This is a genomic window from Sphingobacteriaceae bacterium GW460-11-11-14-LB5 (assembly GCA_002151545.1).
GTDB lineage: Bacteria > Bacteroidota > Bacteroidia > Sphingobacteriales > Sphingobacteriaceae > Pedobacter.
Genome location: CP021237.1, coordinates 3,995,904 through 4,009,939, shown reverse-complemented (window position 1 = coordinate 4,009,939; position 14,036 = coordinate 3,995,904). Strand labels below are relative to the sequence as shown.

Here is a 14,036-nt window from a genome sequence, read left to right as displayed (position 1 = left end):
AATCAATGTGCTTTGATTAATCTTTAAGTCCTTTATTTAAAACCGTTCTAAATTGATGTAAATTACAGGTTAATGACAGTCACATGCCTTCACCATGTTACTTTTGTATCCCGATAATAGTTAATAACGGAAGCACTTGGAATATTTAAAAGTAATAGCTTTTACGCATCACCACATCGACCTGAAATCTTTAGGGAAATTAGTTATTTGTGATCAGAGTTTAGATAGCAGGTTGAAGAATGTTCAAGCAGAACTTCCCGTTAGCGAAATTTTTTATATTGGAACATGTAACCGTGTAGAGTTTGTTTTCCTTACCAAAGAGAAAACCGACAAGGAATTTGTAACCAGATTCCTGACTGTTTTAGACATGGGACTTCCTCCTGAATTTATGGAGCGTTTTCTTGATAATGTTTCTGTTTACGAAAATGAGGAGGCTTTTAACCATTTACTGAGGACATCATGCTCTTTAGAGAGTTTGGTGGTAGGTGAAAAGGAAATTCTTGCTCAGATCCGTAAAGCTTACGAAAACTGTCGTGATGCAGGGTTTACAGGCGATTACATGCGTATGATTATGGACCGCGTGGTTAAAACCGCAAAAGAAGTTTACACACACACCAATATTTCAAAAAATCCGGTTTCTGTTGTTTCATTGGCGTACCGTAAGTTAAAAGAGTTAAATATGTGTGGCAACTCACGTATCTTGATTATTGGTGCTGGCGAAACCAACCAAAATATTGCAAAATACCTCAACAAACATAAATACTCTAATTTCTCGATTTTCAACCGTACATTTTCTAAGGCCGAAGCATTGGCAGGCGAGCTGGGTGGTAAGGCTTATCCTTTAGCCGCACTTGAAGATTTTAACGAGGGATTTGATGTAATCATTACCTGTACTGGTTCTACCGAGGCGATTATTACCGAAGCGTTATACGCTAAACTGTTAAATGGCGATCAAGGTAAAAAGGTAATTGTAGATTTGGCGATCCCGAATGATGTTACGCCAGCCGTGATCCATAACAACCCGGTACATTATATTGAGGTAGAATCGTTGAAAGAGGTGGCTCGCAAAAATATCCAGGAGCGTTATAACGAACTGGTACATGCCGAAGAAATTATCAGCAACAACATTACCGAATTTTTCTCTGTTTTAAAACAACGTCGTATCGAACTGGCGATGCAGGAAGTGCCAAGAAAGATTAAAGAAATCAAGAATACAGCCATAAACGGTGTGTTTGCCGATGAAATTAGTCAGATGGATGAGGCCTCGCGCGAAGTTTTAGAACGTGTGATGAACTACATGGAGAAAAAATACATCAGCGTTCCGATGGTGATGGCCAAAGAAATTCTGGTCAATCAATCTTAAGGTTTACTGCAAAGAACGCTAAGTCCAAACATCTTTTGTCTTTTAGCTAAATCCTGAAACCAATTCCCTTGTCGTCATGCTGAACTTTTTTCAGCATCTTTCTTGCAATCATCTTACATTCTTGATATGGTTCAACAGCCATCTAACATAAATAACATTTAAATTTTATTTATGGGGAACGTGTGTCGCTTAGCGATTAGAATGACAAACCGATTGCGTAATGTCATAGAAATCCTTTAAATTCCTTATTCTGTAACCTCACTGTCTCATTTTTAAACAATTCATGGTATAAACCACTAATTAAATTAAATTTGCAACTCATTTAACCTTTATAGTGAAGAAATTAACCATCGGAACACGCGGTAGCGACCTGGCTTTATGGCAAGCAAATCATATAAAAGATGAATTGGCTGCAATTGGAATAGAAGCAGAAATAAAAATCATTAAAACGCAGGGCGATAAAATCCTGAATTTAAGATTAGATAAACTGGAAGGCAAAGGCTTTTTTACCAAAGAACTGGAAGAAGAGCTTTTGGGTGGAACAATTGACCTGGCTGTACATTGCCTTAAAGATTTACCCACTGCACATCCCGAAGGATTGATTATTGCTGCCTTACCACCACGTGAAGAAGCAAGTGAATATCTTTTGATTTTAAAAGATTGTGTAGATGTTTCGCAAAAGCTTTCGTTAAAAAAAGGAGCAATGGTTGGTACTTCATCTAATCGACGTAAAGCGCAGTTATTGGGCTTACGTCCCGATTTAGAGGTTGAAGACCTACGTGGAAATGTGCCTACCCGTATCCAAAAACTTCGTGATGAAGATTACGATGCCATCTTAATTGCTAAGGCTGGTGTGAAGCGCTTAAATCTTGATGTGAGCGATTTACATGTGGAAGAATTGGAAACCACTGAGTTTATACCGGCACCTGCACAGGGAGCCTTGGCTATTCAGATCAGGGAAAACGATACCGAACTTTTTGATGCACTACAAAAACTGCATGATCCGGAAACGGCAGAGACTGTAACTGTAGAACGTAAGGTTTTAAACCTTTTCGAAGGTGGTTGCCACATGCCTTTAGGTTGTTATTGTAAAAAGGAAAACGGAAAATTCGAAATTTGGACTTCAAAGGCCGAAACTGCTGATCATTTTCCTGAGCGTTTGTTTTTACGTGCAGAAAGTACCGAAGGTTTGGCAGAAAAAATTGTAGCCAAATTTAATGTAGAAAGAAAGAAACCCGCAAAGGTTTTCATCTCGCGCGAGATTGGCGAACACAGTTATTTCCGTAGGGCATTAGAAAATAATAATATTGAAATAGAAGGACGTTCGTTAATCCGTACGTTCCCGATCGTAACTGTTTTAGATCAGTTTATCTTAAGACATGTGGATTGGGTTTTCTTCAGTAGCCGCAATAGTGTAGAATATTTTTTCAACTTAAAACCAGTATTGCCTAAGAAAACGAAATTTGGTGTAGTGGGAAGAGGTTCGGAAGATGCTTTGCGTAAGTTTGGTCATTTTGCCGATTTTGTTGGCGAGAGTGGCGATATTACCGAAGTTGCAGAAGATTTTGCGCAATTGGTTGGCGGTCAGCAAATATTGTTTCCAAGAGCACAGGATTCTTTACAATCGATTCAAAAATCATTACCGGCTGATGCTAAAATAATCGATCTGCCAATTTACGAAACGGTAATAGAAGATGATATTGATCAAAGTTATGCCGATGTATTGATTTTTACCAGCCCATCAAATGTTGATGCTTATTTCGCTGATAATTTATTGGAACCCGGCCAGCAGGTAATCGCCATCGGAAATTCTACCGGTAAGAAATTTGATGAAATGGGCGTGAAGTATGCATTGCCTTATTCGCCTGATGAAATTGGATTGGCTGAAGCAGTTTTTGGGATAGAGATGAGATAGGAAGGAAGAAGGTTTAGGGTGTAAGGTAAAAGGCACAAATCAGCGGAAAACCATTTATGAAATCCAAAATTTGTGTAATTATCTAATCTGATCAATCCGAAAGAAAAAAATATAGGATATTCAAGTCTTGATACTCGATACTAAAATGTCGATGCTTCAGCTCTTGATACTAAATACTTGAAAAAATGTTAAATCGTCCGCGCAGATTAAGGAAAAATCCTTTAGTGAGAGAGATGGTAGCCGAAACACGGTTATCGAAAGATATGTTTGTGTACCCTTATTTTGTGGTGCCAGGCAATAATGTAACCCACGCTATCGATGCCATGCCAGGGGTAAACCATTATTCGGTTGATACGCTGGTAAAAGATGTTGAGGCTGGAATGAAAAAAGGCCTTAACAAAATTATGCTTTTTGGTGTTGGTGATGAAAAATCGGAAGATGCAAAGTCTGCTTATCACGATCATTCTTTAGTACCAACGGCGGTTCGTGAGCTCAAAAAACAATTTGGAGATGATTTATATGTCATTACCGATGTTTGCGTTTGTTCTTATACCACCCATGGTCATTGCGGTATTTTAGAGAACGATTATGTTCAAAACGATAAAACGGTTGAAGTAATTGCAAAAATGGCTTTAACGCATGCCGAAGCTGGGGCGGATATGTTTGCGCCGTCGGACATGATGGACGGAAGGATTGAGGCGATGCGTAATCTTTTAGATGAAAACGGTTTTGTAAATGCAGCCATTATGAGCCACGCTACAAAATTTGCTTCTGCCTATTATGGTCCTTTTAGGGAGGCTGCAGACTGTGCGCCAAGTAAAGGCGACAGAAAGGCTTATCAGATGGATTTCAGAAACCCGTTGGAGGCGCTGCGAGAAGCCGCTTTAGATGAACAGGAAGGTGCTGATGTATTAATGGTGAAACCAGGTTTAGCCTATTTGGACATTATCCAACGGTTAAAACAAGATACCAATTTACCAATTGCAGTTTACAACGTTTCGGGCGAATACTCAATGGTAAAAGCAGCTGCCGAACGTGGCTGGATAGACGAACAAAAAGTAGTGATGGAAACCATGCATGCCTTTGCCCGTGCTGGCGCAAGTATTATAACTACATATCACATTAAAGATATTTTAAATAACAATTGGCTATAGAGGTGGAAGGTAGAGGGTTTAAGGCTTAGGGTTTTCCTTGCTAATCCGATATTTCCATTTCATACACAATAAATAGGTATTTAGTGTTTTATAAGCTTAGGCTTTGTGTCTTAAACCTTAAACCTTTTGCCTCATACCTTAACAAAAGATGTTAGATTCATTAAAAAAAATGTTTTCAGGCAACGAAGCCGATATTCCGGTAAATACAGGAAGTAAACCTGATATTTCGAGGGTAAAATCTGCCGAGTTATACGAGAAATCAAAAACGTATTTCCCTGGTGGGGTAAACTCACCGGTAAGAGCTTTTAAATCGGTTTACGGTACACCTCTTTTTATCGAAAAAGGTGACGGCTGTTATATATGGGATGCTGATGGCAATCAGTTTATCGATTTCTGTGGCAGCTGGGGACCATTAATTTTGGGACATAACAATCCTAAAATCCGCGAGAAAGTTACCGAGGTAATGCAGAACGGAATGAGCTTCGGCGCACCGACAGCTTTAGAAAATGAATTGGCTGAGCTGATTATCAAAAACAACCGTTTTGTTGAGAAAATCCGTTTTACGAGTTCTGGTACCGAAGCGGTAATGTCAGCGATACGTTTGGCAAGAGGTTTTACCAGTCGTGATAAAATTTTAAAATTCGAAGGTTGTTACCACGGTCATAGCGATTCGCTTTTGGTTAAAGCAGGTTCAGGTTTGGTTACTTTTGGCGAAACTTCTTCTGCAGGTGTGCCAAAATCTTTTGCTGAGGAAACTATTGTTGTTCCTTTAAATGATAAAACGGCTATCGAGCAAGCTTTTGCCCAGTTTAAAGATCAGATTGCTGCGGTAATTATTGAAGGTATTCCGGCAAATAATGGTTTAATTATCCAGGATGAAGAATATATTCATTTCTTGCGTAAAATCTGTACGGATAATGGTTCCCTTCTGATTTTTGATGAAGTGATTACCGGTTTCAGGGTAGGTTTTGAAGGTGCAGCTGCCCATTACGGTGTTACACCTGATATTGTTACTTATGGCAAAATTATAGGTGGCGGCTTACCTGTTGGGATGTACGGTGCACGTGCTGAAATTATGGCACATATCTCTCCTGATGGTGGGGTTTATCAGGCCGGAACCCTATCCGGAAATCCGGTGGCTATGGCAGCGGGCATTGCCACTTTAACAGAACTGAATAAATCAAGCTTTTACAAAGATTTGAATACCAAAGCGCAAGAATTTGTGGCCAGTATTCAGCGTTTTGCAACCGCACGTAACTATAAATTTAAAGTATTTACCATTGGTTCTATCTTCTGGTTTGCTTTTACGGATAAGGATAAAATCCAGTCGGCTGATGATATTGATGCAGGCAGCATGGAGAAATTCAAAATTATGCACCGTGAGTTATTAAATCGAGGAATTTATTTAGGGCCATCGGGATATGAAGTTGGTTTCGTATCTTCAGCACACACTAAGATCGAATTAGAGAAAGCGAAACGTGCTATTTTTGAAGCGTTAGATCTGGTGTTTAAGAAATAAGTTTATTTGAAAGATCGTCATTCCTCCTCGCAATGACGGACGAGAAAATAATCTGTGTCATCCAAAAATCTGTGTAATCAACCGAAGGGAATGAAGAAATCCATTATCATATTTTACGCATTATTGCTTTATGCACTGATTCAGCTCATTTCTTGGGGAACATTGGTGGTGCGTTTGCAGCCAAGCCGCATGACCATGATTATGGGCGAAGGTTCGGTATTTTTATTTTTGCTCTGTATTGGCGGTTATTTTCTTCACCAATCGTTAAAACGTGAAGATAAATTAAGGGAACAGCAGCAGAACTTCCTGATGTCGATTACGCATGAGCTGAAATCGCCTTTGGCGGCAATAAAACTCTCAATCCAAACCATTGTTAAACGGGATTTGGATAAAGCGCGCCAAACTTCATTGCTGAACAATTCGTTAAAAGATATTGAACGCTTGGATGATCTGGTGGAAAATATGTTGCTGGCCACCAAGATCGAAAACCGGTCCTATACTTTTCCTAAAGAGGAATTTAACTTCTCCGAATTGGTGTATAAAATTACAGATAGGTTACAGGTTCATTCTTGTGGATGCGAACAGATTATTAATGCCAAAATTCAGCCAAATTTGCAGGTGGTAGGTGACAAATTTGCCTTATCGTCAGTAGTAACCAATTTAATTGAGAATGCGGTGAAGTATTCTAACCCATGTGATGAGATAAATGTGCATTTAAACAAGGTTGATGGGCATATTCAATTAAGTGTGATGGATCAGGGGCCGGGTATTTCAGATGCCGAAAAAATGTTGATATTTGATAAGTTTTACCGCGTTGGTAACGAGAATGTCAGAAAAGCGAAAGGAACAGGTTTAGGCTTGTTTATTGTGAAAGAGGTTTTACAATACCATGATGCAGATATTACAGTAAAAGACAATCTGCCTCAAGGAAGTATTTTTGAAGTAACATTTAGTTAATCTCAATTATGTCACAAAAATTAAGAATTCTATTGGTAGAAGACGAGGATCACTTGTTAGATGCTATCAAATTAAACCTCGAACTTGAGGGTTATAAAGTTCACGCCGTTAAAGATGGCAAAACCGCTCTTAAAATTTTTAAAGAAGAACGCTTCAATCTAATTATTTTAGATGTAATGTTGCCTGAAATGGATGGTTTCCAGGTTTGCGAAACAATCCGTTTAGAGAATGCAGAAGTTCCAATTATGTTTTTAACAGCTAAAAACACTTCAGAAGACCGTGTTTTAGGTTTGAAAAAAGGTGCTGACGATTATTTGGTTAAACCTTTTAACTTAGAGGAATTAATTCTTCGTGTAGGTATTTTGGTAAAACGCAGTTTAAAATCTGATGATTTAAAAGAATTGAATTCTTATAAAATCGGTGATAAAACAATCTATTTTAACTCTTTCGAATTGAAACATGATGATGGTACCATCACACCGTTAACCAAAAAGGAAACGATGTTATTGAAACTGTTAATCGAGCGTAAAAACGATGCGGTTTCAAGAGAGCAAATTTTAGAAACCGTTTGGAATTATGATGTTTATCCATCAACCAGAACGATTGATAACTTTATTTTAACGTTCCGTAAGTATTTCGAACCAGACCAGAAAAACCCAGTTTATTTCCACTCAATCCGTGGTGTAGGCTATAAATTTACTGATAGTCATTAATGTACAATAATAAGGGTAGATATGCTTTAATGGCCGTTTTTGTGCTTGCTGGGTTGGTTTGTGTTTTTTATCATCAATACCAGCTGGCCGCTGTTTCAGGGCTGTTATTTGCCTTTGTTGTTTGGAGCCATTTTAAGCACAGTTCGGTTTTGATGGCATCGAAGCATTTTAAGAATAACGAATTCGGCAAAACCAAAGCCTTATTGGCTGAGGTGGTTAAGCCAGAACGCCTGGCCAAAAGCCGAAGAGGTTATTACGAATATATGCAAGGTAAAATGGCTTTGAGGGAGCATGATTCTGATAAAGCAGAATATCATTTTCAGCTTGCGAGTAGATTTCCCTTTGGTGGAAAAAACGAGAAATCTTATGTGTTAATCTATTTGGCCACTATTGCCTTGCAAAAGGAAGATAAGGAGCGGGCTGAAGCATATACCAAATTGGCCAAAGAACTTGCTGAAACGCAACGCTCGAAAGACATTATCGTTAAAATTGAAAAAGAAATAAGCAAATTATAATATTAATATTGTCATTTTGAACAAACGAAGCACCAGTTTTTGATAAAAAGGTACTTCGTTTTTTTTTTATTTATACCTTTGCAAAATTAAAATTTTTAGGCCACTCGTCATGCTGACCTGTAGCGAAGCCGAAAGCTACGCAATAAATTTAGCTCAGCATTTTTTTATTATTAAGACCCTGAACTGAATTCAGGGTGACGATTAGTGAGATACCAAATACAAATCATGAAGAATAACTTATTTTTAGACGCAGCATTTTCAAAACAAACCGAACGCCCACCAGTATGGATGATGCGTCAGGCAGGTCGTTTTATGCCACAATATTGGGAAATTAAAAACAAATACTCTTTTTTAGAGATGTGTAAAACCCCTGAAATTGCAGCAGATGTGACCATGTTACCTGTTGATTTGTTGGATATTGATGCTGCGATTTTATTCTGTGACATTTTGGTAACCGGCGAGGCCATGGGTGGCGATTTGAGTTTTACCCAAGGTGTAGGACCTAAGTTTGCCAATCCTGTACGTACGGCTAATGACATCGAAAACTTAAATGTTGATTGTTTAGACGAATTGCAATATGTTGCTGATGCGATTAAAGTAATTCAACAACGATTAGATAGCAGAATTCCATTAATCGGTTTTGCAGGTGCACCATTTACGGTAATGAGTTATTTAATTGAAGGTGGTTCTTCTAAAGATTTTAAATTAACCAAACTCTTTATTCACAATCAACCAGAGCTGGCCCATAAACTTTTGGCTAAAATTGCCAAAGTAACGGCTGATTACCTGAATCTTCAGATTGCTGCTGGTGTTAACGCTGTTCAGATTTTCGACAGTTGGGCGCTTGCTTTATCATGGAATGATTACCAGGAGTTTTCTCACCGGTACATCCAGGAAATCATTGCTAACTTGAACAGAAAAGATATCCCGGTGATTTCTTTCTGTAAAGGAAGTTCGGTTTTTGCACCGATTATGGCAGAAGCTAAACCAGATGTGATTTCAGTTGACTGGAACGCTGATTTATTGAACATTAAAAATGCTTTGCCAGCTGGTATTGCCGTTCAGGGAAATTTAGACCCACATATTTTATACGCAGATAAAGCGGTAATTAAAGCACAGATTCATAAATTATTCGAACGCCTGCGCGGTACGGAAGGTTTTATCTTCAATTTAGGTCACGGTATTATGCCAGATATTCCTTTCGATAATGTGAAGTATGCAATTGAGGTGGTAAAAGAGTTTAGGTATTAAACGAATCATTTGATTTTTGTATATTAGCTATGTAACTCCAATAATATGACTGTTAAATCTTTAAGTGATGAGGATAAGCTGCCGATTAAACAATTAATTAGAGCAGTTAATAAGAAGATGGAAGATGTTCTTAGGGTTGTTGATGCCTTAAATTTAGGTAGAACCGAAGTTAAAGCGGATGGTGTTTATAGAACATTCAATAACGGTGATACAGTTAAGGTAGCAGAAGGTAAATTTAATAGAAGAAGGGTTTCTGCAAAGAGAATTAAACTTTTTTAATGCCCCAACAGCCTAAATTGAGAATTTTTGCCGGTCCTAATGGCTCGGGTAAAACTACTTTATTTGATTCTATAAAATCGAGCTATTTTTCTACCAGAATTTTTGTTAATGCAGATTTATTGGAAGAAGAGTTTAAGAAGAAAAATTTTCTCAACTTATCTGATTTTGAAATAGATGCTACGAACGAGGATTTTGAGTCGTTTTGTTTTCAAAGTGGACTTTTTACAAAAGCAGGTTTCAGTAAAGACAGTTGGAATTTAATTGTTAGAGAAAATGTTGTTGTTAAAAATATAACATTTGCAACGGTTTACAATTCTTACCATTTTGCGATTATAGCAGATTTTATTCGATATTCATTAATCAGAAGTAAAAAATCATTCAGCTTCGAAACCGTATTTTCACATCCTTCAAAATTAGAGCTTATTGATTTTGCTCATCGTAATAATTATAAGGTCTATCTTTATTTTATAGGTACTGAAACGCCAAAGATGAATTTAGAGCGTGTAAAGGATAGGATTTTGAAAGGCGGCCATTTAGTTGAGGCAGAAAAGATTGAGAAGCGTTACTTTTTGACAATGGACTTATTAATCGATATGCTTAAAAAGGCAGATGAAACTTATCTTTGGGACAATTCAGGAATAAAACATGACTTTGTTGGAAACATTAAAGATGGAATTTTGAATCTGGAAGTTCTTAATGTTCCAAATTGGTTGGACAATTATATTTTGAATAAGATTAAATGATAGAAGCCTTACTGCCATATTACCAATATTTCAAAGCAGTACATATTGTATTTGTAATTAGCTGGATGGCTGGATTGTTTTATATCCTGAGCCTTTTTATTTACCACACAGAAGCGAACGATAAACCCGAACCCGAAAAAAGTATCCTTCAAAAGCAGTTTGTTAAAATGGAGGCAACTTTATGGAAAATTATTGCCACTCCGGCCATGATTATTTCTGTTTTGGCAGGCGCATCTATGTTAACTTTAAATCAGGGCTTGCTGCAGGCCGATTGGATGTGGGTGAAGCTTGCTTTTGTTGTTGGCTTACTCATCTATCATTTCATCTGTCAAAACATCGTTAAACAGCTTAAAAACAATCAATATAAGCTAAGCAGTTTTCAATTGAGGTTGTGGCGTGAACTGGCGACCATCTTTATGATCGCTATTGTATTTGTGGTGATTCTTAAAAGTGCCATTAACTGGATTTATGGTTTAATTGGCATCATGGGGGTAGCGATGGCCATTATGATTGCAGTTAAACTGTACAAGAACTATCGTAAGAAACGTGGAGAATAATCTTTGTACCACAAAGTCACTAAGCCACCAAGAATATTATTTTTAATTAATGGTGTTAAAAAAGCTTTGTGCTCTTTGTGCCTTAGCGATCAACCCCTATTAACTTTGTTTCCTTTGCGTAAACTTCGCGTTCTTTGCGGTTAAATAAACCAAAAACTATTCTAAATTTGGGCGATAAAATCAAAGCGCATGTTTACATCTACAGGTCTGAAAAAGACCTTACTCTTCATATCTTTTCTTTTTAGTACTTATTTCGCTTCGGCTCAGTTTAATCAATTGGCTTTTGAAAATAGAATCCGCCCCGATAGCAGCTTAACCAACGAGGTTCACTTCAACTTTTACAATTTAAACTACGTTCGTAATTACGAGTATACCAACGATTTTCATGATGGTTATACTTTGTACGGTACGCAGTTGCAGCCACAAATTGTTTATTATGCGCATCCAAATCTGGCCATCACCGCGGGTGCATTTATCAGAAAGGACTTTGGAAGGAACGGGGTCTCAGATGCGAAACCTTTATTTAGCGTAAAATACCATAAAAGAAACCTCACCTTAATTTTTGGAAGTTTAGAAGGCAACATTCAACACAAATATATTGAGCCGCTGTACGATTTCGAAAGAACCATAACCACACCGATTGAATACGGAACACAGTTATTGGTAGAACGTGAGAAATTTACTTTAGATGCCTGGATAGCCTGGCAGAAAATGATTTATAAAGGCGATCCGGCAAAAGAAGAAATTATCGGAGGTTTATCAACTGAAAGCTTTTTAATTAAAAATGATGACTGGAAATTGAGTATTCCAGCGCAGTTTTTAGCTTTCCACCAGGGTGGGCAGATTGATGTACTTAAAGAAATCCCGATTACGACCATGTTTAATGGCGCAACAGGTATAAAATTGCATAAAGATATCAACAGCAATATTAAACAGGTATATACGGATAACTACATAGCGGTTTACAAAGATTTTTCGCCGGATAAAAGAAGAGCCTACCAGGGTGGTTTTGGCTTATGGTTAAATGCCGGTGTAGAAAGTAAATGGGGAAGCCTGGTAGCTTCTTACTGGAAGGGTAATAATTTTATTTCGATTAAAGGGATGCCATTATACGAATCGGTATCTGATAATCTATATAGTCCAGGTTTGAAGCAGAGCGCCAGAAACATTGTTTCGTTGCGTTATGCTTACCAAAAAGAATTAATTCCGCATTTATACCTTGATGTGCGTTTTGAACCACATATCGATTTAGACCATACCGATAAACAACTTCAGTTTAATCACTCATTTTTCTTAACCTACAAACAGGATTTTAAATTGTTTAAGGTGAAAAAGGAGGGAAGGTAGATGGTAGAAAGGTTGAGGGTGATTAAACTCATAATAAATTTTAAACACTAACTCAAATTCCTAAACCTGATAGCAGTGAAAATCCTTTTTTCTGCAGCAAGCTTCAATATGGTGTCATGCTGAGGTACGAAGCATCCGCAACTGATGAAACAGATGCTTCGTGCCTCAGCATGACAGCAGTATAAAAAAGATTGTAACGAATAGCAGGACTAACGTTTCAAAAATGCACCTGCCATTGCTTTCCAAAACAAAAATCTATATCTTTCTTGAAAAATATTTTAATCATATCTATTTGATAATCAATAGATGTGATTCTTATTTTAACTTTATTTAACTTTTTTTTCTCTCCTCATGCAACCATTGTTTGTAATCTGCCATCTTCTATATACAAACACACAATGAAATTGACGCGAAGCTATACGATAAACGATTTGATGGAAGGCTGCAAGGCTGGCGACCGGAAGATGCAGGAGCTGCTTTACAAGCAAACGGCATCGAAAATGTTGGCCGTTTGTATGCGCTACGCCAAAGACAGGATGGAGGCAGAAGATGTGCTGCAGATGGGCTACATCAAGATCTTTCAAAAAATAAAAGAGTATAGAGGTGATGGTTCTTTTGAAGGCTGGATTAGGAGAGTAATGGTGAATACTGCGATTGAGAGTTACCGTAAAAATTTACGCAGCTTAAACGTAGTAGAAATAGATGAAGCTTACGAGCAACCATCAACCGGATTTGATTTTGGCACCTTAGGGATGCAGGATTTAATGAAGGTGATACAAAAACTGGCAGATGGTTACCGCATGGTTTTTAACATGTATGTAATAGAAGGTTATTCGCACAAAGAAATTGGAGAAACGCTTGGCATCTCAGAAGGCGCGAGTAAATCGCAATTGTCGAGGGCAAGAGCAATATTAAAAGAAGAAATTATAAAAATGGAGGGATTTGGTTATGCAACCTATACGGGATAAGGATTTTGATCAGTTATTTAAGGATGCTTTTGCTGACGCTGAAGTAACACCTTCGAGGGATTTATGGAGCAATATCGAAAGCGAAATAGCGCCTAAGAAAAAAAGGATCATACCTGTTTATTGGTTATCGGCAGCAGCAGTGTTATTAATTGCTACACTTGGAATTTTGGTTTATCAACAACAGGATACCACTAAGGGAGGTAAGCAATTGGCAGGTAACACCATTGAAAAAACTAAGCCAACAGTGCAAGAACCGATGGTTAAAGATGCTGCAAAGATTGTTGATCCAGTTGAAAATATCGCACCAGTTTTACCAGTTCAACCTAAGGCAGCGAGCGCCATTGCCAAAACCAAAGTGAAACAAGAAGTGAAACCGGTTATAGAAAAGGAAAAGCAAACGATAATTACTGCACCTGATATGCAAAAACAGGAAACCGCAGTAGCCAAAGTTGAGGAACCTAAAAAAGATATTAAAACAAAAATTGAGGAGGCGATTTTGCAGCCAAAAGAGGAAACCTTAATTGTTGCTAATCCTACAACTGTTAAAACAGATGAGCCTGTTAACGATAACGAGCAAACCAATAAAGGCATTCGTAATGTTGGCGACGTGGTAAACCTGATTGTTAACAAAATGGATAAAAGAAAAGACAAACTGATCCAGTTCCGTACTGATGATGATGATTCTTCTTTGGCATCGATAAATATTGGCCCATTTAAAATAGGTAAACGCAATAAGAAATAAAGAGTTTTTAATG

At 37.7% G+C, this 14,036-nt stretch carries 14 protein-coding genes; all 14 read left to right on the top strand.

What is annotated here, in order from left to right; translation table 11 throughout:
- Positions 1 to 136 precede the first annotated feature (136 nt).
- Positions 137 to 1,363, top strand: coding sequence for a glutamyl-tRNA reductase (locus tag CA265_15965; protein ARS41069.1), 1,227 nt, complete (start codon positions 137 to 139; stop codon positions 1,361 to 1,363).
- Between the two features lie 331 nt (positions 1,364 to 1,694).
- Positions 1,695 to 3,278: a hydroxymethylbilane synthase gene (locus CA265_15960; protein ARS41068.1), complete on the top strand. Its 1,584-nt coding sequence runs from the start codon at positions 1,695 to 1,697 to the stop codon at positions 3,276 to 3,278.
- 185 nt (positions 3,279 to 3,463) lie between these two features.
- The gene (locus CA265_15955; protein ID ARS41067.1) at positions 3,464 to 4,432 is read left to right on the top strand and encodes a delta-aminolevulinic acid dehydratase; all 969 of its coding nucleotides are present in this window, start codon (positions 3,464 to 3,466) and stop codon (positions 4,430 to 4,432) included.
- Positions 4,433 to 4,580: 148 nt separating this feature from the next.
- Entirely contained in the window at positions 4,581 to 5,951 is a 1,371-nt protein-coding gene (locus CA265_15950) for a glutamate-1-semialdehyde-2,1-aminomutase (GenBank protein ID ARS41066.1), read from the top strand.
- 90 nt (positions 5,952 to 6,041) lie between these two features.
- Complete coding sequence (locus CA265_15945; protein ID ARS41065.1) at positions 6,042 to 6,908, top strand: two-component sensor histidine kinase; 867 nt, start codon at positions 6,042 to 6,044, stop codon at positions 6,906 to 6,908.
- A gap of 8 nt (positions 6,909 to 6,916) precedes the next feature.
- On the top strand, positions 6,917 to 7,621 hold the full coding sequence (locus tag CA265_15940; GenBank protein ARS41064.1) for a DNA-binding response regulator: 705 nt from the start codon (positions 6,917 to 6,919) through the stop codon (positions 7,619 to 7,621).
- Positions 7,621 to 8,136: a hypothetical protein gene (locus CA265_15935; GenBank protein ARS41063.1), complete on the top strand. Its 516-nt coding sequence runs from the start codon at positions 7,621 to 7,623 to the stop codon at positions 8,134 to 8,136. Before CA265_15940 ends, CA265_15935 begins: the two co-directional genes overlap by 1 nt.
- Before the next feature lie 225 nt (positions 8,137 to 8,361).
- Positions 8,362 to 9,387 carry a uroporphyrinogen decarboxylase gene (locus tag CA265_15930; protein ID ARS41062.1) on the top strand — a complete coding sequence of 342 codons (1,026 nt, stop codon included), beginning with the start codon at positions 8,362 to 8,364 and terminating at the stop codon, positions 9,385 to 9,387.
- A gap of 45 nt (positions 9,388 to 9,432) precedes the next feature.
- Positions 9,433 to 9,666 carry a hypothetical protein gene (locus CA265_15925; GenBank protein ARS41061.1) on the top strand — a complete coding sequence of 78 codons (234 nt, stop codon included), beginning with the start codon at positions 9,433 to 9,435 and terminating at the stop codon, positions 9,664 to 9,666.
- The gene (locus tag CA265_15920) at positions 9,666 to 10,409 is read left to right on the top strand and encodes a hypothetical protein (GenBank protein ID ARS41060.1); all 744 of its coding nucleotides are present in this window, start codon (positions 9,666 to 9,668) and stop codon (positions 10,407 to 10,409) included. Before CA265_15925 ends, CA265_15920 begins: the two co-directional genes overlap by 1 nt.
- On the top strand, positions 10,406 to 10,966 hold the full coding sequence (locus tag CA265_15915) for a protoporphyrinogen IX oxidase (GenBank protein ARS41059.1): 561 nt from the start codon (positions 10,406 to 10,408) through the stop codon (positions 10,964 to 10,966). The genes CA265_15920 and CA265_15915 overlap by 4 nt, the downstream gene beginning before the upstream one ends.
- 189 nt (positions 10,967 to 11,155) lie before the next feature.
- Complete coding sequence (locus CA265_15910) at positions 11,156 to 12,313, top strand: hypothetical protein (GenBank protein ID ARS41058.1); 1,158 nt, start codon at positions 11,156 to 11,158, stop codon at positions 12,311 to 12,313.
- A 398-nt stretch (positions 12,314 to 12,711) separates the two neighbouring features.
- A complete protein-coding gene (locus CA265_15905; protein ARS41057.1) occupies positions 12,712 to 13,281 on the top strand; it encodes an RNA polymerase subunit sigma-70 in 570 nt (189 codons plus the stop codon).
- Positions 13,262 to 14,023: a hypothetical protein gene (locus tag CA265_15900; GenBank protein ID ARS41056.1), complete on the top strand. Its 762-nt coding sequence runs from the start codon at positions 13,262 to 13,264 to the stop codon at positions 14,021 to 14,023. Before CA265_15905 ends, CA265_15900 begins: the two co-directional genes overlap by 20 nt.
- Positions 14,024 to 14,036 lie beyond the last annotated feature (13 nt).

Coding starts and splice junctions, on each gene's coding strand:
- CA265_15955 (ARS41067.1), top strand. CDS start 3,464: ATGTTAAATCGTCCGCGCAGATTAAGGAAAAATCCTTTAGTGAGAGAG.
- CA265_15950 (ARS41066.1), top strand. CDS start 4,581: ATGTTAGATTCATTAAAAAAAATGTTTTCAGGCAACGAAGCCGATATT.
- CA265_15945 (ARS41065.1), top strand. CDS start 6,042: ATGAAGAAATCCATTATCATATTTTACGCATTATTGCTTTATGCACTG.
- CA265_15940 (ARS41064.1), top strand. CDS start 6,917: ATGTCACAAAAATTAAGAATTCTATTGGTAGAAGACGAGGATCACTTG.
- CA265_15935 (ARS41063.1), top strand. CDS start 7,621: ATGTACAATAATAAGGGTAGATATGCTTTAATGGCCGTTTTTGTGCTT.
- CA265_15930 (ARS41062.1), top strand. CDS start 8,362: ATGAAGAATAACTTATTTTTAGACGCAGCATTTTCAAAACAAACCGAA.
- CA265_15925 (ARS41061.1), top strand. CDS start 9,433: ATGACTGTTAAATCTTTAAGTGATGAGGATAAGCTGCCGATTAAACAA.
- CA265_15920 (ARS41060.1), top strand. CDS start 9,666: ATGCCCCAACAGCCTAAATTGAGAATTTTTGCCGGTCCTAATGGCTCG.
- CA265_15915 (ARS41059.1), top strand. CDS start 10,406: ATGATAGAAGCCTTACTGCCATATTACCAATATTTCAAAGCAGTACAT.
- CA265_15910 (ARS41058.1), top strand. CDS start 11,156: ATGTTTACATCTACAGGTCTGAAAAAGACCTTACTCTTCATATCTTTT.
- CA265_15905 (ARS41057.1), top strand. CDS start 12,712: ATGAAATTGACGCGAAGCTATACGATAAACGATTTGATGGAAGGCTGC.
- CA265_15900 (ARS41056.1), top strand. CDS start 13,262: ATGCAACCTATACGGGATAAGGATTTTGATCAGTTATTTAAGGATGCT.